Origin of the sequence: Shewanella loihica PV-4 (assembly GCF_000016065.1) — a bacterium.
In the GTDB taxonomy this organism is placed as follows: domain Bacteria; phylum Pseudomonadota; class Gammaproteobacteria; order Enterobacterales; family Shewanellaceae; genus Shewanella; species Shewanella loihica.
In genome coordinates, this window is record NC_009092.1 from 3,424,757 (window position 1) to 3,444,532 (window position 19,776).

20 protein-coding genes are annotated in these 19,776 nt (G+C 55.3%); 14 read left to right on the plus strand and 6 right to left on the minus strand.

What is annotated here, in order from left to right:
- Positions 1–97: 97 nt before the first annotated feature.
- Positions 98–1,303, plus strand: coding sequence for a methyltransferase (locus SHEW_RS14895; RefSeq protein WP_011866683.1), 1,206 nt, complete (start codon positions 98–100; stop codon positions 1,301–1,303).
- 174 nt (positions 1,304–1,477) lie between these two features.
- On the opposite strand, the gene SHEW_RS14900 is transcribed toward SHEW_RS14895, so the two are convergent.
- Positions 1,478–2,392 (minus strand): sterol desaturase family protein, encoded by a 915-nt coding sequence (locus SHEW_RS14900; RefSeq protein WP_011866684.1) that lies wholly within the window; start codon positions 2,390–2,392, stop codon positions 1,478–1,480.
- A 63-nt stretch (positions 2,393–2,455) separates the two neighbouring features.
- Positions 2,456–3,508: a DUF2804 domain-containing protein gene (locus tag SHEW_RS14905; RefSeq protein ID WP_011866685.1), complete on the minus strand. Its 1,053-nt coding sequence runs from the start codon at positions 3,506–3,508 to the stop codon at positions 2,456–2,458.
- Positions 3,509–3,709: 201 nt separating this feature from the next.
- Here SHEW_RS14905 and SHEW_RS14910 point away from each other — a divergent pair, with 201 nt between their 5' ends.
- The 4 genes from SHEW_RS14910 to SHEW_RS14925 all read left to right on the plus strand — a co-directional run bounded on the left by SHEW_RS14910 (position 3,710) and on the right by SHEW_RS14925 (position 6,963).
- A complete protein-coding gene (locus SHEW_RS14910) occupies positions 3,710–4,276 on the plus strand; it encodes a YajG family lipoprotein (protein ID WP_011866686.1) in 567 nt (188 codons plus the stop codon).
- A gap of 19 nt (positions 4,277–4,295) precedes the next feature.
- Complete coding sequence (locus tag SHEW_RS14915; RefSeq protein ID WP_011866687.1) at positions 4,296–4,880, plus strand: peptidylprolyl isomerase; 585 nt, start codon at positions 4,296–4,298, stop codon at positions 4,878–4,880.
- Between the two features lie 186 nt (positions 4,881–5,066).
- Positions 5,067–5,399 (plus strand): hypothetical protein, encoded by a 333-nt coding sequence (locus SHEW_RS14920; RefSeq protein WP_011866688.1) that lies wholly within the window; start codon positions 5,067–5,069, stop codon positions 5,397–5,399.
- A 145-nt stretch (positions 5,400–5,544) separates the two neighbouring features.
- Positions 5,545–6,963: an AmpG family muropeptide MFS transporter gene (locus tag SHEW_RS14925; protein WP_011866689.1), complete on the plus strand. Its 1,419-nt coding sequence runs from the start codon at positions 5,545–5,547 to the stop codon at positions 6,961–6,963.
- A 112-nt stretch (positions 6,964–7,075) separates the two neighbouring features.
- Here the strand turns inward: SHEW_RS14925 and SHEW_RS14930 are convergent, their stop codons facing one another.
- Complete coding sequence (locus SHEW_RS14930; RefSeq protein ID WP_011866690.1) at positions 7,076–7,561, minus strand: YajQ family cyclic di-GMP-binding protein; 486 nt, start codon at positions 7,559–7,561, stop codon at positions 7,076–7,078.
- Positions 7,562–7,718: 157 nt separating this feature from the next.
- On the opposite strand from SHEW_RS14930, the gene SHEW_RS14935 reads away from it, so the two are divergent.
- From SHEW_RS14935 to SHEW_RS20740, 4 genes are all read left to right on the plus strand, one after another.
- Positions 7,719–8,099, plus strand: coding sequence for a VanZ family protein (locus SHEW_RS14935; protein ID WP_011866691.1), 381 nt, complete (start codon positions 7,719–7,721; stop codon positions 8,097–8,099).
- Entirely contained in the window at positions 8,096–9,016 is a 921-nt protein-coding gene (locus tag SHEW_RS14940) for a ketopantoate reductase family protein (RefSeq protein WP_011866692.1), read from the plus strand. Before SHEW_RS14935 ends, SHEW_RS14940 begins: the two co-directional genes overlap by 4 nt.
- A 146-nt stretch (positions 9,017–9,162) precedes the next feature.
- Positions 9,163–10,674 (plus strand): sodium-dependent transporter, encoded by a 1,512-nt coding sequence (locus SHEW_RS14945; protein ID WP_011866693.1) that lies wholly within the window; start codon positions 9,163–9,165, stop codon positions 10,672–10,674.
- Positions 10,671–10,787, plus strand: coding sequence for a MetS family NSS transporter small subunit (locus SHEW_RS20740; protein WP_150099973.1), 117 nt, complete (start codon positions 10,671–10,673; stop codon positions 10,785–10,787). Before SHEW_RS14945 ends, SHEW_RS20740 begins: the two co-directional genes overlap by 4 nt.
- 43 nt (positions 10,788–10,830) lie before the next feature.
- Here SHEW_RS20740 and SHEW_RS14950 read toward each other — a convergent pair whose 3' ends face one another.
- The gene (locus SHEW_RS14950; RefSeq protein WP_011866694.1) at positions 10,831–11,715 is read right to left on the minus strand and encodes a LysR family transcriptional regulator; all 885 of its coding nucleotides are present in this window, start codon (positions 11,713–11,715) and stop codon (positions 10,831–10,833) included.
- A gap of 152 nt (positions 11,716–11,867) precedes the next feature.
- On the opposite strand from SHEW_RS14950, the gene SHEW_RS14955 reads away from it, so the two are divergent.
- The 5 genes from SHEW_RS14955 (at position 11,868) to SHEW_RS14975 (ending at position 17,735) form a co-directional block, all read left to right on the plus strand.
- The gene (locus SHEW_RS14955) at positions 11,868–12,227 is read left to right on the plus strand and encodes a MaoP family protein (protein WP_011866695.1); all 360 of its coding nucleotides are present in this window, start codon (positions 11,868–11,870) and stop codon (positions 12,225–12,227) included.
- Positions 12,228–12,230: 3 nt separating this feature from the next.
- On the plus strand, positions 12,231–13,265 hold the full coding sequence (gene gshB / locus SHEW_RS14960; RefSeq protein ID WP_011866696.1) for a glutathione synthase: 1,035 nt from the start codon (positions 12,231–12,233) through the stop codon (positions 13,263–13,265).
- Positions 13,252–15,243 carry a flavohemoglobin expression-modulating QEGLA motif protein gene (locus tag SHEW_RS14965; protein WP_011866697.1) on the plus strand — a complete coding sequence of 664 codons (1,992 nt, stop codon included), beginning with the start codon at positions 13,252–13,254 and terminating at the stop codon, positions 15,241–15,243. The genes gshB and SHEW_RS14965 overlap by 14 nt, the downstream gene beginning before the upstream one ends.
- A gap of 246 nt (positions 15,244–15,489) precedes the next feature.
- Positions 15,490–16,152, plus strand: coding sequence for a phosphatase PAP2 family protein (locus SHEW_RS14970; protein ID WP_223294725.1), 663 nt, complete (start codon positions 15,490–15,492; stop codon positions 16,150–16,152).
- A gap of 143 nt (positions 16,153–16,295) precedes the next feature.
- Complete coding sequence (locus tag SHEW_RS14975; RefSeq protein WP_011866699.1) at positions 16,296–17,735, plus strand: methyl-accepting chemotaxis protein; 1,440 nt, start codon at positions 16,296–16,298, stop codon at positions 17,733–17,735.
- A gap of 7 nt (positions 17,736–17,742) precedes the next feature.
- Here SHEW_RS14975 and SHEW_RS14980 read toward each other — a convergent pair whose 3' ends face one another.
- Both SHEW_RS14980 and kdsA read right to left on the minus strand, forming a co-directional pair.
- Positions 17,743–18,675 (minus strand): DMT family transporter, encoded by a 933-nt coding sequence (locus tag SHEW_RS14980; protein WP_011866700.1) that lies wholly within the window; start codon positions 18,673–18,675, stop codon positions 17,743–17,745.
- A 221-nt stretch (positions 18,676–18,896) separates the two neighbouring features.
- A complete protein-coding gene (gene kdsA, locus SHEW_RS14985) occupies positions 18,897–19,745 on the minus strand; it encodes a 3-deoxy-8-phosphooctulonate synthase (RefSeq protein ID WP_011866701.1) in 849 nt (282 codons plus the stop codon).
- Between the last annotated feature and the right edge of the window lie 31 nt (positions 19,746–19,776).

Below are 19,776 nucleotides of genomic sequence, written 5' to 3' on the forward strand. Positions count from 1 at the left end.
CTCGCCTAGTCACCTAACTCACACATCGCCAGGCATATACCTCGCGGAGCAAATCTGCGATAATCGCCGCCCCAATTTTCAAAGTAGCAGCCTAGCCATGACAACTCAATTCTCCGTTGCCGATATCGAGCTGAGTCTCTCCCGTTATCCCGCCAATCAGGTCTCTAACCTGCAGGCCTGGGATGCAGCGGACGAGCACCTGATAAAACACCTAAAGGAGATTGAGCAGAAGGCTGATAACACAGCCGTCATCAACGACAGCTTCGGCGCCCTGTGCGCCGCCCTCACCGCCCAGGCGGCCGACTGGCCTATCTGGGTAGAGACAGATGCTAAGACGAGTCAGCTAGGCACGCTGCAAAACTTCAACGCTAATCGGCTTAGCGATAGTAACCTCACCTGGCTCAACAGCCGCGAGCTGCCGCCCCAAGGCATAAACCTGGTGCTGATGAAACTGCCGAAGAACCTCAACTATTTTATCCACCAGCTGCAGCGCCTGTCTCAGTCGCTGGCGCCCAACACCCCTGTGTATATTGGCGCCAAGGCCAAGTCGATCAATAAGGCGCTGCTGGAGACCATCGCCAAGCATCTGGGGCCTGCCAGCGCCAGCCTGGCCTGGAAGAAGACCCGGGTGATCACCTGTATCGCCGACGGTAAACCAAGAGCCCTGCCGAGCGAGGTGAGCTGGGCGGTGAAGGAGTTTAACCTCAGCATCAGCAACCTTAGCAATGTCTTCGCCGCCAACAAGCTGGATATCGGCGCCCGCATCATGCTGGACAATCTGCCCGAAGGCCATTTCGACACCATAGTGGATCTCGGCTGCGGCAACGGCATCCTGGGGCTGCGGGCCAAGCAGTGTTATCCGAACGCTGAGGTTCATTTCGTAGATGACTCAGAGATGGCCATCACCTCGGCGAGACAAAACTGGCAGGCGAACAAGCTCGATAACCCAGAGCAAGCCAAGCCTCAGGGGCACTTTCACTGGGATGACTGCCTGACCCACCTGGGCGATGAGGTGAAACCGGATCTGGTGCTCTGTAATCCCCCCTTTCATCAGGGTGAGGCTATTACAGATCATATCGCCTGGCAGATGTTTCTAGATGCCTTCCACCAGCTCAGGCCAGGCGGCATGTTGCAGGTGGTGGGCAATCGCCACCTGGGCTACCACGTCAAGCTCAAGCGGATCTTTAAAAACTGCGAAACAGCCGCCTCTAACGGCAAGTTTGTGATCTTGCGGGCCATCAAGTCAGCAAAAGAGCCGGTTAAACCGGCTAAAGATGTGAACGAGCCAGACCACCAAAGCTGATGGCTCGGCCAGCAGACCGAATCTGACCAGCGCGTAACTTAACTTGCGAACACAAAAAACAGGGCCTGGGCCCTGTTTTTTTTTATGAGTCGAGCTTAACGGTTAATTAGAGACTACTTCCCTCTAGATCACCAAGCGATTCTTTTATTAATCTTGCTTTTATTAACCTTGCTTTTATGAGGCAAGCTTACGCTCGGGCTCGGCATCGGCATCGGCATCGGCAATCTTATCTTGCGGCTCAGGCGCCGCCGGCGGTGCAAACATCAAAGCAAGGCGCTGCTTAAGGCTTAGCCCAGGCGAGAAAGCCTCGCTAAACATCGCCTTCCACTCGCTAAAGGTAACCACCAAGGGATTAAAGCTGTTCACCGGCTTGGTGATGCCATACTCCACCGTCTCCTCTTCCTTAACATAGGTGCCAAACAGGCGATCCCAGATGATCAACACCCCGGCGTAGTTCTTATCTATATATTGCGGATTGCGCCCATGGTGCACCCTGTGATGGGATGGGGTGTTAAACACCCACTCCAGCGGCCCCAGCGTCTTAATCGCCTGGGTATGGACGAAAAACTGCAGTCCCAGATTAAGCAGCACGGCAAACACCACCCAGTTAGGATCGAAGCCGACCACCACCAGCGGCAGCCAGAAGATCCACATGCCGGCAAAGGGGTACATCAGGCTCTGCCTGAAGGCGGTGCTGAAGTTCATGCGCTCCGAGCTATGGTGCGCCACGTGGGCCGCCCACATCCAGCGCACCCTGTGGCTGGCGCGGTGGAACCAGTAATAACAGAAGTCCTGGGCAATAATCAGTGCGATAAAGCTGCCCAGGCCCATCTGAATATCCAGCAGACGCCAGTCGAACGCCCACAGATAAAGCTTGGCGATCAATAACCCGGTGAGAATATCAGCTCCCTGATGCAGGCCCGCCAGGGTAAAGTTACACAGCACCTCGGGCAGATGATAGCGGGCATTATCGGGCAGACGACCACGACGGTCCCCAAAATACCACTCGGCCAGGATACAGACAAAAAACAGCGGCGCCAGCACGAGTAACAGCACCTCGGGGTGCGCGATGAGTGAATTAAAATCCATCTAATTATTCCTTTATATTCCCTAAGTTATTTCCTAAGCACGTCCTACCAGCGAGCAACGTCCCTACCAGCGGGCAAAGTGATCTTCGGTTAAGCCAAGCAGATTATCTATGTAGTGAGTACGCCCCAGGCCATCGCGGATCTCGCCGTCGAAATAGCCCAGGTACTGCCTGAAGTTACTCTTCAGCAGCCAGAGGTTGAGCTTCTCCTGGCGGCGATTGAGCGGGCGGAAGTTGAGCGCCACCCGGCCGTCCTGGGAGCTTATCTGCCAGCTGGCATCGTCATGTACTTCGGGCGCGCGGCTAAAGGCAAAATGCACCGGCCCCAGCAGATGACGCTCGCCGTTGACCCAAAATACATTCTCGTTGCAGCCGGTCTCATTCACCCCCGCCGCCAGGTTGAGGCCGAGCAAATCATCGCCCTGATAGCCATTGATACTGGCCCAGCGCCAGCTGGTCTCACGGCGCATATAACCGGCGGAAAAATCATAGCCCGCCAGGGCACGGTTGAGGGGCTGTGGCTCATGATGAATGGTGAGGCTGCCGCCTACCTTGAGGCCGTTGTGCTTCTGGGTATAGGTCCAGCCGCTATAGCCTGTCGGGTTGCACATGGCCATGGGCAGGCTAAGGGGCATAGGCGTGAGCACCAACTCGGCCTTGATCTGCCCCGTGTCGACATTAAGCTGCCATATTCCCTCGACTATCTCTATGGTCACCTTCCCTTTGCCGCTAGAGAGCTGCGCCCGGCCATTCCAGGGGGAGTCTGCCAGTTGGCAGCCCATGGCCAGGGGCTTGAGCCAGGTGGTTTCCACCAGCTGATTGGCCTTGATGTCATAGAGGTAACAGAAACCTGTGCCGGCGTAGCGGATATCGGCGATGGCGACCCCAATCACGTACCTTGGCGTCACCACAGAGACAAACTGAAACTGCTTAAAATGAAAATGCCGCGCGAGATGACTGGCGGGCTTGTCCATCACATTGGTATAGCGAAAGTGCTCCAGGCCAAAGGATTTGACCGGACCATCGAAGTGACCATATTGCACCTGGCCCGAGTTTGAGATCAGGCTATCCGGCGCCCCCAGGGTCTGCACCGCGCCGGATTGAATATCCATCTTCATTGCTTGTTATCTTTCTTATCTTTGTTATCTGGCTGACGGCCACTTGGCCGCGCCTTTTTAGTGGAATTTTTACTCTAACGCTTTCTGGTTTAAGTTAAAACCCCGGCGAGCAACAAAGCCTTAACAAACAGGTCACCCACTGGCATCCAATGAGGATTCTGGTATGCTGATGCCACCTTTTTTACAGCATGATTTTCCGCTATGAAACGATTTATTCCCATCATCGCCTGTGCTGGCCTGCTGTTTGGCTGCGCCTCTCATACGCCGACCCATATGGCGCTCAATCCGCAACTGCCTGCGATTGAATCTCAAGGGGTCCCGGCCAAGCCCATCGCCATCGAGATGATAGATACCCGCTCGGCTAACTTTATTGCCCGCTTTAATAATGAAGGGGATGCCGCCAGGCTGGTGAGCCCATCTGAGTCGCCACGCCGCCAGTTAGAGCAGGTGTTTCGCGACGGCTTTACCAAGGCGGGATATCGCATCGACCCAAGCTCGGTGAACCATATGCAGCTGCAACTGGAAAAGCTGCTGACCGATGTCAGCGACACCACCTTTGGCTATCAGGCGACCAACGATATCATTATCAATGTGATCGCCAGTAACGAAAGCAAGACCTTTACCAAGCGTTATACTGCCCGTAACCTGGTATCGGGCCCCTTTAGCGCAGATTTTGCGACCCTGGAGTTGTCGGTCAACGATCTGCTCGGCGATCTGACCGCAAAGATAATCAACGACCCCGAACTCAACCAGTTCATCCAACAATAACTAAGATAAGGAAGTTCACATGAGAATCTGGCTTGGCGCCCTACTATTACTCGCTTTTTCCGGCCTGGCGCAGGCACTGGACATTCAGAGCGACACCATCTATCCCAAGGTCAAACTGGAAACCACCATGGGTAATATAGTGGTCGAGCTGGATCGTAAGCGTGCCCCCATCACGGTAGATAACTTTCTCACCTATGTGGTCAAGGGCCACTACGACAACACCCTGTTTCACCGCATCATCCCTGGCTTCGTGGTGCAGGGCGGCGGCCTCAATCCCAAGCTGGAAGAGAAGCCCTATGGCAAGCCTATCGTTAACGAGTCGGGCAATGGCCTGAGCAACGGCCTGGGCACCATCGCCATGGCCCGCGAAGACGATCCACACTCTGCCACTGCGCAATTTTACTTTAACGTAGGTGACAACAAGCGTCTTGACCCCTCTAAGCGTCGCTGGGGTTACGCCGTCTTCGGTGAAGTCACCGAGGGGATGGAAGTACTGGAAGCCATGGCCGAAGTAGAGACGCAGATCAATACCAAGCTGGGCTGGCCCGACTTCCCGGTGCAGCCGATCATCCTCAAGAAGGCGACCCTGCTACCTAGGCAATAGATGGTGTCTGCTGGCTTGAAAAACCTATAAGGCTTTGCATTCATTCAATATTAATGGCACTTTAATTCAAGATTGATGTTTCTTTCATTAAAGTGCCATAAATCAGAACATTAAATTTTTTATCTCAGACAACTGGCGTTCAATCCACTGGCTATACTTAGGCCTGTAGTAGCAAGGAGGCGGACGATGACACCCAATGAGTTCATCGATAATAAAGCGCCCCAGCTGGCTCAATATGGAAAAGCGTTTTTAAATAATCAACTCGATTTCAATGAGATCCAGCTTTACTTATGGGACACCCTTGAAGAGTGGGCACAGTTCAATCATCAGGGTGATGCGCAAACCGATATCGAGCGAGTGTTTTGGCACTTGATACACGCCTTCGACAGGTGGCCCGACTGGACCATACGGGGCAATCAGTTTTTGCGAAAGCAGATAGACGATTGCTGCGATTTTCTCAGTCTCGGTGGCACCTGCCCAAGTTGTTGTGTCGGTACCAGGCCAAGCTCAATGTCATAGCGACTATCTTTACTAAGGTAAGTCGTCAAAAAGCCAAGCTCAGTCTTTCGGGACTGGGCTTTTTTCATGACGGATTTTTCACTTTTTATTTGCGGCGCCAGCGTTTAAGCTAACCCCACCTAGCCTGACAACGCCGACTGCTATTTTGATTGCATCCCGAGTTTCCCGATTGCGAGACGCCCTCACCATTTATTTCCACAAGCGGGTATTGATTCTGCTGTTTCTCGGCTTCTCCGCCGGCCTGCCCTTGATGCTGGTGTTCTCCACCCTCTCCTTCTGGCTGCGGGAAGCAGGCATAGATCGCACCGCCATCGGCTACTTCAGCTGGATAGCCCTCGCCTATGGCTTTAAGTGGGCCTGGTCGCCTCTGGTGGATCGCATGTCGCTGCCCTTCTTCACCCAAATATTGGGACGGCGCCGCGGCTGGATGCTCTTCGCCCAAATGCTGTTGGTGCTCGCCATCTTAGGCATGAGCCAGAGTGATCCCTTGGCCGACCTGGAGCGCCTGGCGCTGTTCGCCCTCATGGTGGCCTTCGCCTCGGCCACCCAAGATATTGTTATCGATGCCTTTCGTATCGAATCGGCGCCGCAGAAGATGCAGGCCGCCCTCGCCGCCGCCTATCAGGTGGGCTATCGTAGCGCCATGATTGTCGCCACCGCCGGCGCCCTGACCATAGCCGCCTGGGTCGATCCCAATAGCGAGAGCTATGATCTCGCCTCCTGGCAGACTGCTTACCTGGTCATGGCTGGCCTGATGTTTATCGGTATCTTCACCACCCTATTGAGCAGCGAGCCCAAGGTCGAGGCCAAGGAGGCGGACCAGATAGAATCAGACCTGAAGCAGTGCCTATCAGAGCGCTACCCCAGGCCCGTGGCTGCGGCGGCCTCCTGGCTCTATACCGCCAGCATACTGCCCTTCATCGATTTCTTTAAGCGCTATGGGCGTAGCGCCATACTGATCCTGCTGCTGATCTCCTGCTACCGGATCTCAGATATCGTCATGGGGATCATGGCCAACGTCTTCTATGTGGACATGGGCTTCTCTAAGACGGAAATAGCCACCCTCAGTAAGGTCTACGGCCTGATCATGACTTTAGTGGGAGCAGGCGCCGGCGGCATGCTGCTGGCCCGTTACGGCACCATGAAGATCCTCTTTTTGGGCGCCTTCATGGTGGCGGTCACCAACCTACTCTTCGCCTATCAGGCGATGATCGGCTACAACCTAGAGCTATTGACTGTGGTGATCTCCATAGACAACTTCAGCGCCGGCGTCGCCACCGCGGCCTTTATCGCCTACCTCTCCAGCCTGACCAGCAGTGGCTACAGCGCGACTCAGTATGCCCTGCTCTCCTCCATCATGCTGCTGTTTCCCAAGTTTGTGGCGGGCTTCTCGGGCCAATATATCGATGCCTACGGCTATGTGAACTTCTTCGTCGCCGCCAGCGTCATCGGCTTCCCTGTGCTGGGGCTGATTGTCTTGGTGCAGAAATACGCCCCCCATCCCAATGGCGACGAGCAGGCCGAGTCTCTGGACTCATCTAATGGGCAGCAGGCGAGAGACTAGCTGTCTAAGCGTATGTAATCGACGGTATAAACAACAGACAATAAAAAGCCCCGCTCACCGGCGGGGCTTTTTAATCAGAGCTTGACGCTCCTTAGCCTGAAACAGACAAGAATTAGTCTCTGAAGTTATTGAACTGGAACGGCTGGCCTAGATCCGATTCGCGGGCAATCGCCATCACCGCCTGTAGATCATCACGCTTCTTGCCGGTCACTCGAATCGAGTCGCCCTGAATGGCGGCCTGCACCTTAAGCTTGCTGTCTTTGATCAGCTTCACCAGCTTCTTGGCCACCAGGCTGTCGATCCCCTCTTTAAAGGTCACCTTGAGCGAGAAGGTCTTGCCACTGTGAATCGCCTTCTCGGCCACGTCCATAGAGGCAGGGTCTACGTTACGCTTGCTCAGCTGATTACGCAGCATGTCGACCATCTGCTGGCACTGGAAATCAGACTCAGATGACAGGGTCACCTGATGATCTTTATAGGAGACTTCGCTCTCGACACCGCGAAAATCGAAACGGCTATCCAGTTCGCGGCGCGTATTGTCTACCGCGTTACGCAGTTCAACTTCGTTTACTTCCGATACGATATCCATCGAAGGCATATTTATCATCCTCTATTTAGCCACTTTATCTGCCCGCTAGTTTACCCGCTCGGGCCTGTGAGCGCCAAAAATTCTTAATGTTACAACAGGCGTTTCTTAATGACTTTAAGATGACATTTTCCTATGATTGGGCAAAACCACTTAACCTAAGCGACCCGTGAATTCTCGAAAAACCTTTTTTAAGATAGCGCTTCTTCTTGCCATCATAGTGATCAGTTACCTGGTATTCTCCCGCCCTAACTACCCACAAGTGATCCCACACATGGATAAACTTGGTCATCTGGGCAGCTTCTTCTGTCTGGCGCTATTGACCCATCTCGCCTTCGAACCTAAGTGGTACAGCCTGGCAGGCATACTGGCCGGCTATGCCCTCTTTATCGAACTGGTGCAGTCGCGCCTGCCCTATCGCAGCGCCTCCAGCGCCGATTTCATCGCCGACATGGTGGGTGTGCTGCTGTTCTACTTCGGCCTCTGGCTCTACCGCCGCTATATCAAGGCCGCCGTGATCGGTAAAACCCGGGCCAAGACCCAGTCATGACGACAAGTGATATGACTCATGCGAGTAAGATAGTGATCCTGGGCGCCGGCGCCATAGGTCAGCTGATCTTCCACCAGCTATCGGCATACGGAGTCATGCCCGCGCTGCTGGGTAGAGACGCAAGCGCGGATAGCCAGACGCTGGAATTCACCAATCTCGAAGGCAAGACAGTTACGCGCCAGGCGCAGTTTATCGACAAATCAATGCTGGCCAGCTGCGAGCTGCTAATCGTCTGCGTCAAGGCCTATCAGGTCGAGGCGGCCCTGCTACCACTATTAGATGCCCTCCCGACCGATGCCCACATACTCTTGCTGCACAATGGCCTGGGCCCACACCTTAGCGTGGCGCCCCATCTAGCTGGTCGTGGCCTTAGCCTGGGGACCACCTCGCAGGGCGCCCTGAAACTGGGGAGGTGGCAGATCAGACAAACCGGTGCAGGGCTGACACAAGTTGGTCACGCTCAGGGACCAAGGCTTGCGGACAATCTACGCCAAGCGCTACTTGGAGCGATCCACAACAGCGAGTGGTGCGAGCCCATTCTGCCCATGCTGTGGCAGAAGCTCGCCATCAATATCGCCATCAACCCACTGACCGCCATCAACGACTGCCGCAACGGCGAGCTGGCCGGTGCTGAGTTCGAACCAACCATATTTGCACTTGTCCAGGAGGTAGTTACCGTCGCAAACGCCGACGGGATAACACTGGACCAAGCGCAGCTGACCGAGCGCGTCTATCAGGTGATCCAGCTTACCGCTAGTAATTACTCCTCCATGCACCAAGATATCCACCATGGCCGCCAGACGGAGATCGAGGCGATCACCGGCTACCTACTGAGCCGCGCCGCCAAGTACAGCATAGCCACACCGGCCAATAAGGCTATCTACCGCCAGCTAAAATCCCTCGAGCGGGGCAACTAACTCCAAGTATTAAGCTGTGCAATAACCGACTCTCTAGTCAGCTCTCTAACCAACTATCTAGCCAAGCATGGGCAGGACAATTTCTGCCCCACCTCGACATAAGCGTCTAGAATTACTGTTAAAAGGCGCGAGGCTCGAGGTGATCGATGAAACGAGAGCAGTGGAACTCTAGGGTAGGTTTTATTTTGGCGGCAGTCGGCTCTGCCATCGGCCTGGGCAACATCTGGCGGTTCCCCTACATGGCCTATGACAACGGCGGCGGTGCCTTCTTCATCCCCTATCTGTTCGCCATGATCACCGCCGGCATCCCCTTTATGATCATGGAATTTAGCCTGGGCCATAAGATAAAGAAGACCTCACCGCGCATCTTCGCCCAGCTCGGCCACACCCTCGGCTTTAGACTCGAATGGCTCGGCTGGTTTCAGGTGTTTATCGCCGCGGTGATCGCCGTCTATTATGTGGCCATCATAGGCTGGACCCTCTCCTATCTCGGCTTCTCCTTCAGTCAGGCCTGGGGAGACAATCCCAATGACTTCTTCTTCAATCATTATCTTAAACTCGGCAACAACTCACCCTCTCACTTGGGCGAGTTTCAAATCGGCATAGCTATCGCCATGAGCATCGCCTGGCTGATGACCTTTATGGCGGTCTTTACCGGCGTCAAAGGGGGAATCGAACGCGCCAACAAGATCATGATGCCCATGCTGTTTATCATGGTGCTGGTCCTTATTGGCCGAATAATGTTTCTGCCCGGCGCCCTGTCGGGGCTCAACTATTTGTTCGAGCCCGACTTTAGCCGCCTGCTGGATGCCCAGGTCTGGTCCGCCGCCTACGGCCAGATCTTCTTCACCCTCAGCGTCGGCTTCGCCATCATGCTCGCCTACTCAAGCTACCTGCCGACCAAGGCCGACATCAACAACAACGCCTTCATGACGGTACTGATCAACTGCGGCTTCTCGATTCTGGCGGGGATTCTGATCTTCGGCGTGCTCGGCTATATGGCAGAGGAGCAGATGAAACCGCTGACCGAAGTGGTCAGCTCGGGGATAGGCCTGGCATTTGTCACCATACCCACGGCCATCAACCTGATGCCAGCGCCCTATATTCTCGGGCCCCTCTTCTTCATCGCCCTGGTGATCGCCGGACTGAGCTCTCACATCTCCATCATAGAGGCGGTGACCAGTGCAGTGATCGACAAGTTTCATGTGCGCCGCAAGCCCGCGGCCGTGCTGGTGTGTAGCCTGGGCTATCTGGTCTCCATGGCCTTTGCCACCAATGGCGGCCTGCTGCTATTGGACTTAGTAGACTACTTTATTAACAATATCGCCCTGCTGCTCAGCTGCCTGCTGGAGCTGGTGATCATCACCTGGCTGCTCAAGGTGACGGTGATCCATCAGCATGCCAATGAAAATTCGGAGTTTAGGGTCGGCGGCTGGTTTGTTGTCTGTCTGCGCTTCATCAGCCCGGCGATTCTGGCCACCATATTGGCGAAGAATCTCTACAACACCTTAGTCAACGGTTATGGCGACTACCCCATTGCCGATCAGCTCTTCTTAGGCTGGGGCCTGGTGGGCACCATGCTCTTCTTTGCGGTGCTGATCAACTTCACCAGCAAGTCGCCCGGCTATCCAGACCAACATCCGGGAGGTAAAACATGAGTCACAGCGCCCTTATCATGATGCTGTTTGCATTGACGCTGACCTGGGGCGGCGCCGCCTTGTGTATTGGCATCGCCATCAAGCGCAAACAAAAAGAGGAGGCCGACGATTAGCCGGTCTCCTCTTACTCATTTCACCAGAGTCAGTTCAAGCAGATCAGCCCAGCTGACCTATCTGCTGCAGGCTGAAGGCGGTCAGAGGGTCTATCTCCTTGACCAGCTCCTCAATCTTGATGATCGCCTCCAGCGACCCGCTGTCTTTGCGGTAGGAGAGATAGATGGGACGATTCCAGGGCTCCACCCCTTCTACTAGATAGAGTTGCTTAGATTGCAGGAACGGCTCGACGATAGACAGCGGCAGATAGGCCGCCCCCGCCTTATCCAGAATAAAATCCAGCGCGATACGCCCGGTGGAGGTACGCAGATAAGGTGGCGGCATGCGATAGTGGCGCTCGGCGTGCTCGGAGGCGAAACGTGTGCCCCAATCCACATAGACATACTTGTCGCTCAGCGCCTCGCTCTGATCGCAGGGGCGAGTCGAGACCAACACCAGGATAAGGTCGGCCACCTGCTTACACACCAGCTCCTCCGACTTAAGCGGATCGAAGGCAAAAGCCATGTCTAGGGTTCGCTCCAGCAGGTTGCGGTTGAGCTGCTCGCGACTCAGCGCCTCGGCCAGAAAGCCATAGCCACCGAAGGCATCGGTCACCTTACTCAAACAGTGCTGCAGGTAGGCATCCCAGATGTTAGGCGTCCCCGCCATGGTCAGCTGCAACGCCTTATGGTTGGTCAGGGCCAACTCGTTCTTCGCCTGCTCCAGGGTGCTCACCATCACCTCGGCGTAGGGCACCAGACGCTCACCCGAGGTGGTGAGTTGAATGCTGTTGCGATTACGCACAAACAGCGCGGAGTCGAAGAAGGACTCCAGCTGCTTAATACGGGCGCTCACGGCTGCCTGGGTGATATAGAGATTCTCCGCCGCACGGCCGAAATGCCGGGTTCTGGCCACCTCTAAAAAGGTCTTAAATACTTTGACGTCCATTTTATTCTCTCGGTCAATTTCACCGAGAGAATAACAACTAATCCTAATGGTGACGATAAAAAAGTTTTGTTTCTCTTTTAACGACAAAAATCATAATTTCGCGATCGAAAAACCCTGTAGTTACAGCGTTGCTATCACAGTGAGAGGTTGTTATGTCAGAAGATTCATTTCGTTTTGGTCAAAAGCGTTTTTTTGATGACAAAAACTTTCCCCGCGGCTTCAGTAAGTCCGGAGAGTTCACCTTGTCTGAAGCTGAATTGTTGAGCCTATATGGCGACACTATGCAGGCCTTTGAAGCAGGCGATCTCGAGCCTGAAACTGCAGAGGAAAAACACTTTGTTAAGGTACTAAAACACCCCAACAAGGCTAATACCAAGCTTGAGCATGTATGGTTGAAATACACTAAGCTTACCCGCGAACCAAAAAAGTTCCACACCCTAAACAGCACGACTAATAAGCGTGTTGAACAGTATGAATATGTGGAATCTCCCCCAGAAGATGAGGTTGCTTAAAGAATGCACATCTGTTTTTTGATGTACCCGTGGGAGCGTATCGATCCTGAAACCGATACCACCCTGAGATTAGTTCATGAGTGCGCGCAGCGTGGTCATACCGTTGCCATCACCACGACCAGTGGCCTGACCATTCGTGACAGTAGCGTCTACGGGTTTTGTCAAATCATCAAGAAAGGGATGAAGATATCGGACAACATTCCCCGCTTTTACCGCTCCGCCGAATTTCATAAGGCGCGCCTGCCCATGGCCGGCTTCGACTGCATCTTTATGCGCGCCAATCCGCCGCTGGATAACCTGGCGCTTAACTTCCTGGATTCGGTAAAGGGCGACACCCTGATCATCAACGATCTCGAAGGGTTAAGAGTCGCTAACAACAAACTCTACACCGCCAGCATGAGCGGTGCGGCGAGCCAATATATTCCTGCCACCCACGTGTCGAAGAACCGCGACTACCTGCAACGTGTGCTGGAAGAGAGCGAAAGCGATAAGATGATCCTCAAGCCACTCAACGGCTTCGGCGGTCATGGCGTTATCGTAATCGAAAAGAGCGCCCGCCAAAACTTCAGCTCGCTGCTGGACTTCTATATCGGCACCGACGAGCAGAGCAACTATGTGATCCTGCAAGATTACATCGAAGGCGCCGAGGAAGGCGACAAGCGCATCCTGATGCTCAACGGCGAGCCTATTGGCGCCATGCGCCGCGTACCCGCCTCTGGCGAGTTCAGATCTAACGTCCATGCCGGCGGCAGCGTGGTCAGACACACAATTACACGTGAAGAGCGCGAGCTGTGCGCCGCCATCGGCCCTAAGCTGGTGCGCGACGGCCTCTACTTCACAGGCCTGGATGTGATCGGCAACAAGCTGGTCGAGGTTAACGTCCTCAGCCCAGGCGGCATCACGCGTATCAACAAGCTTAACCGCGTCCGCCTGCAGAAGCAGGTGATCGATTTCGCCGAAAACATCATCAACTCCAAAGAGCTATTGGTGCAACGTAAGAGTGCATATCGTCAAGCGGTAGAAAATGCAAATCTATAGTCTCGACCAGATGCTCTCCCTGATTAAACGCGGGGAGACATTCTCAGGCCAACTGGCCTCCTCCGGCTGTGTGATAACCATCCAAGAGTATCTGCCCGTAGTGTGCACCGCGATTCACGCGGGGCACAACCTGCGCCCTGAGCTGATCAAATTATGTCAGCTGAGCGCAGAGGAGCGTTACTTCGAGGAAGATCCCTTCACCGACGAGGTGATCGCCTCCCAGCCTATTACCCTGGCCGGCAGCGACTCGCGCTTCGAGTACGATCTCAATCGCCCTAAGAGCTTGAGTACCTACTACAAGTCCGCCTGGATGAAGCAGGTGTGGCGCAAGCCGCTAAGTGCCAAGCAGCGCGCCATCAGCCATGCCAAACACCAGGATTTCTATCGACTCTACGAGGCGCTGATCGCCAAGTTGGAGAGCATGTTCGGCATGGTGATCGTGTTCGACCTGCACTCCTACAACTACAAGCGTATCGAGAAGGCGACCCCCGTGTTTAACATAGGCACCTCGCAGATCGATATGGAGCGCTGGGGCAGCGTGGTCCACAAGTTCCAGCGTGAACTCAAGACCATCACCCTGCCCAACGTAGAGGTGGACGCCGAGCTGGACGTGGCCTTCGAGGGCCGCGGCTACCTGATCGCCCACACCAACGCCCGCTTCGACCGCACCTTAGTGCTGCCGACGGAGATCAAGAAGGTTTTTATGGATGAGTTGACCGGCGAGGTCTACCCCATAGTGCTGGACGATCTCAAGCTGGGACTTAAGAACGCCTTTAGCGCCACCAGCGCCTACTTCCAGCGCAAGCTCAATCGCCAGAGCAAGACCCGTAGCGCCGACATGCTCAGCAGCGCCATCGAGCCCGAGGTGCTGGAGATAGACGCCGCCCTGTTCCGCCTGGCACAGAAGGTCGACACGCTGAAGTATGTCAACCCGACCAACCTGGCGGCCGAGCGTCGACGCTTCATGAAGGCGCCGAGTCGTTTCAAGCCAAATTTTGCCTATCGTCAGCTGCCTATCGATGCCAACGAGTTCAAGTATCGTCTCTATCGTCTGCCCATAGACAATATTGCCGATCCCGCGCTTAAGCAGCTCTACAAGGATATCGTTAACAAGCTGGGCGAACAGATAGATCTCCTGACCAGCGTCGGTCAGGAAGGCTTCGTCTACAACTCGCTGCGTTATCATGGCCGCCCGGATAAGAGTGCCATCGCCAACGCCAAGTTCCTGCTGTACGCCAAGGAGATCCCCGAAGAGAGAGGGGAAAGCCTGGATGCCCATCAGGTGTGCGAGATGATGAAGCAGAGCGCCGAGCAGTGGCAGATGCGCTGTAAGATTGGCCTCAGCGGCGCCATCGTTGCCCGCGCCATGGTCTGCTCCAATCCGGCGCAGCTGGCGATCAGCACCCATGCCCAGTTCCACGAGAGTGAGGTGCAGCGGCTGATCCAACATGAGCTTGGGGTACACATGGCCACCACGCTCAACGCCAAGCAGCAGTCGCTTAAGGTGTTGCGTCTGGGTCTACCCGGCTCGACCTATACCCAGGAAGGTTTGGCGATTCTGGCGGAGCTTAAGGCGGGCTTCATGGCCCACTCACGCCTCAACACCCTGGCGGCGCGCGTGCTGGCGGTAGACTCAATGCTCAAGGAGCAGGACTTCTATCTCACCTACAGCTATCTCATCGATGAGCTGGAGATGGACAAGGATGATGCCTTCATGACCACGGCCCGCGTCTATCGCGGCGGCGGCTTCACTAAGGATCACCTCTACCTGAGCGGCTTCCTGGATATGTTACACCTGTCTAAGACCCGCAGCCTGGACAACCTACTCGTGGGTAAGACCAGCGTGCAATACCTGGATCTACTCGACGAGCTGGTGCAGCGCGACTGGCTGGTGCCGCCTAAGTACAACGTCATCCCGACCAGTAACTTAGAAGAGAGCCCTAGCCTCAACTACCTGATCGAGAGCCTGCGCAGCTAAGCGAACCCTTTCTCGGTCGCTCGTCATGGCGGCAAGGTTAATGCCTGCCGTCATGACGCTTACTTATTCTCTTCTCTCTTTTATAGATACTCACTTCTCACGCCACCCGTTGTTTTCACGCCCTGACAAACGCTGCGTACAGGCGCTGCGAGAACCAGCTAAAATAAGCAGAGTGTGAAGTAGCAAACTTTGCAAGCTCTCGGATTTGCCTTAGGCTAGGGCTTTCTCCCAAAGATGCACAATTCCATGCTAAAACACCTATTTCCCGGTAGCGCCAAGGGCGCCCTGCTCCTCTATGGCCTGCTGCTTACCCTGGTGCTTATCTCGGTTCACCTTATCGATCGCCAGCTGGCGGATCTGATGCACGCCCAGCAGCTGTCTCACCCCGCACTAAAGCTTCTGAGTAAGACCCCTCTGTTACTGGAGTTTCTGGCAGGGCTGACTATCTTTGCCTGCATCAGCGCGCGCTTTCGCGCCAGGTTCCAGGCCCTCGCCATTGAGCTGGTGCTCACCCTGGCGCTGGCCTTCTCGATTCGCTGGATCGCTAAGTTGCTCTTTGGCCGCACCTGGCCTGAGAGCTGGATAAGTTTAGGCAATGGCCATAATCCCTCCTGGGTAGCCGATCGTATCGAGGCGTTTCATCCCTTTGCCCAAGGGTTCGCCTATGACTCCTTCCCCTCGGGACATGCGCTGCTAACCTTCGCCCTCGCCTTCACCTTCTGGCGCCACACGCCTAAGCTGATGCCCCTCTGGCTTGGCTGCATGTTTGCCGTCATCACCGGGCAGTTGAGCCTCAACTATCACTATCTCGGGGATCTGCTGGCCGGAGCAAGCTTTGGTCTGCTGGCCAGCCAATTGGCGCTGACGCTATACCGCGCCCTCAAGGGACGAATGGCAAGCTTGACCTAGGACAGGTGCGCCGCAACCTATGTAAAAAAAACGTTAAACCATCCTGTATTTATTGGTAAAAAAGGCGTAATTTTAAGGATGTCGCCGCATTTTATTCTACTATTGTCTAAGGCCTCAGCCTTAATTCGAGACGGAAAAAAACTATGAGAGAAGTTAATTTTCGCACCATAGACAAACTCTTCATCAAGATGTCTATTAACGATAAATTTTGGGTCATTGGGGCGCTGTTTTTCATCGCCATCACCTGCATCGGCGTCAGCCGCTATCAAGGCAGCATAGATGCCATAGAACAAGCCTCGATGACGGCGCTGGAAAGTGAGCTATCGGGCATGGTACGCGCCCTGGAAACCAGCGGCCAGACCGATAAGTTTACCAGCCTAAATATTCAACCCAGCGGCCAGGCAAGCTCAAGCCGCAGCCAAGACAGCGTCACCGCCGTGGTGCGCAGCGCCGCGGGGCAAAACCTGTCACTGACGCAGAATGTCGCCAGCCGCGAGCGCGACGCCAAACAATCGGCCCTCTACAGCCTGCTGCTCACCTATCTCTGGTTACTGCCGTTCGCCGTCCTGCTCTACTGGAACGCCACCTTCATCGGCGGCGCCCTCTGGGTGCTATGGACCACCACCAAGAATATCGCCAAGGGTGACCTCACCTCGCGCCTGGGCTTTCATCCGGGGCGTGACGAGTTTGGCACCATAGGCTGCGCACTGGACAACGCCATGGACACACTCACCGAGCTTGTGGTCACGGTGAAAGATAATGCCGAGACGCTGCATCACACCGCCAGCTCCTTTGCCTCGGAGAATCAGGAAAGCGAGCGTCAGATAGAGCAGCAATACCAATCTCTCGACTCGGTTGCCACCGCCATGGAGGAGATGACGGCCTCCGCCGGTGAGGTATCCAACATCTCCAACAGCTCGGTAGAGAAAGTGGAGCAAAACTCACAGTCTATCCGTCAGAGCTATGAGCGGGTGCAGAAGGCGATCAAGGATATCGAGCAGCTGTCGGGCTTTATCGAGCAGACCTCAGATTCGGTCAGCACCCTCAAGGTCAACGCCACCAAGATCAACGAAGTGATCACCACAATCAACGCCATCTCTGAGCAGACCAACCTGCTGGCCCTTAACGCCGCCATCGAGGCCGCCCGCGCCGGCGAGATGGGCCGCGGCTTCGCCGTGGTTGCCGACGAGGTGAGAACCCTGGCCAGCCGCACTCAGTCGGCCACGGTGGAAATTCAGGCGATGATCGAGAACCTGCAGCAGGAAACCAACAACATAGACAACATCACCCAGCGCACGGTGAAGCAGGCCGAATCCAGCCAGTCGCTGATCACCGAGATAGGCACAGACGTCAGCGCCATCAACGAGTCGTCGCAATCGGTTATCGACATGAGCTTCCAGATCGCCGCCTCCTCGGAGGAGCAGAGCGCCGTGGCCAACGATATCGCCTCCGAGTTGAGTGAGATACGCCAGCAGGCCAATGTGATCAAGGAGCTGGCCAACCAATCTTCAATCGGCGTCAGTCAGCTGTCACAAGCCTCTGAGAGTCTGGGCAAGATCCTCGCCCGCTACCAGACAGCCTAAGACCGCATCATCCCCAAATCACCAAGATGGCCGCCACTGCGATAAGCAGCAAGGCGGTCATCTCCTTCGGCTTCACCTTCTGCTTCAGATAACTCCCCGCCACGATTAGGGTAAAAAACACCTCTACCTGACCTAAGGTCTTCACATAGGGCACCGCCTGCAAGGCCATGGCGCTGAACCAACCGATGGAGCCCAGGCAGCTGGTCACGCTGATAGCCAGGGTCAACTTAGGCCGACGCCACAGGGCCGCCAGGGTCTGACGGTCCCGCAAGTAGAGAAACAGCAGCAAGATGACAGTTTGCACGCTTATCACCCAGAACAGCACCCAGGCGGCGCTGTGGGGAAAAGGCAGAGTCAGCACCAGACTTGCCTCTCTGACCCAGAGCGAGGTGAGCGCGAAGGCGCTGCCGCAGGCGAGTCCCAGCAGCAACACCTGAGGCGAGAGCCTGGCAACCCCAGCGCCCTTGCTCATCAGGAGCACGGCCACCGCGCCAATCACCACGCCGAGCCAGCCCAGCGGGCTCAGTTGGGTGCCGAAAAACAGGGCACCAAACACGGCAGCGACGATCGCCTCGCTCTTGGCAAGGCCAGCGCCTATGGCGAAGTCTCTGAGCTGAAACAGTTTCACCATCAAACCCGTGGCCACAATCTGCATCAAGGCAGCGCCGAGCACGAAACCCCAGAAAGGGGCGGGAAACAGCTGCAGGCTCTCTTGCCCCACTTGTTGCCCTGCTTGTTGACCCACTTGTTGCCCCGCTTGTTGCAGGTCGGGCGGCAGGAAGAGGTAAAGCGCGGCAAGATAACAGGCGGCGATGGGTCCGGCCCAGAGAAAACGCGCCAGCGTTACCCCGGCCACCTTGACATCGCGGCTCAGCTGACTCTGCAGGGCATTACGCCAGGACTGCATGAAGGCGGCGAGAAAGGTAAAGACTATCCACATAAGCGACTCTCACAAAAAGGGACTACTAGCCTAACGCCTAACCAGCTGCCGGGCGAGTGAAAATGCCTCATGGAAAGTGAGCCGTGTGATTAAGCTATAGGACGATGGCAGGCTAAAGCGCTGGTGCCAGAGACAATTCAACGGACATCAAAAAGCCCCGCACAGGCGGGGCTTCAGCATTATGTCGACCTCGATTTACAGCAGTCTGAGTGAAGGCTCGCTTACTTGCTGGTATCGATTGGGGCGAAAGATTTCACCAGATCGTCGATCGCCTTCATCTGGGTCAAATAATTTTCCAGCTGATGCAGTGGCAAGGCACATGGGCCGTCACACTTGGCGTTATCTGGATCCGGATGCGCCTCGATAAACAGACCCGCCAGACCCAGCGCCATGCCGCTACGGGCCAGCTCGGTGGCCTGGGCACGACGACCGCCTGCGCTATCGGCACGTCCGCCTGGACGCTGCAGGGCGTGGGTCGCATCGAAGATCACTGGGTAACCCGACTGCTTCATCTCATCCATGCCCAGCATGTCAACCACCAGGTTATTGTAACCGAAGCAAGAGCCACGCTCACATAGGATGATCTCGTCGTTACCCGCCTCGTTAAACTTGGTGATGATATGACGCATCTCATGGGGCGCCAAGAACTGTGGCTTCTTCACGTTGATGATGGCGCCTGTCTTGGCCATGGCTACCACGAGATCCGTCTGACGTGCCAGGAAGGCGGGCAGCTGGATGATATCCACCACCTCGGCCACTGGCTGGCACTGGTAGGGCTCATGCACGTCGGTGATCAGCGGCAGGTTAAAGGTATCTTTAATCTCCTGGAAGATCTTCAGTCCCTCTTCCATGCCTGGGCCACGGTAAGAGTTCACCGAAGAGCGGTTAGCCTTGTCGAACGATGCCTTAAACACATAAGGGATCCCAAGCTTCTGAGTAACTTCCGCATAGGTCTCTGCGATCTGCATGGCCAGGTCTCGCGACTCGAGCACATTCATGCCGCCAAACAGGACAAAAGGCTTGTCGTTTGCAATTTCAATGCTACCTAACTTTATGGTTTTATTACTCATCGCTACTTCTCTCTTAAGAAGCCGGGGCAAG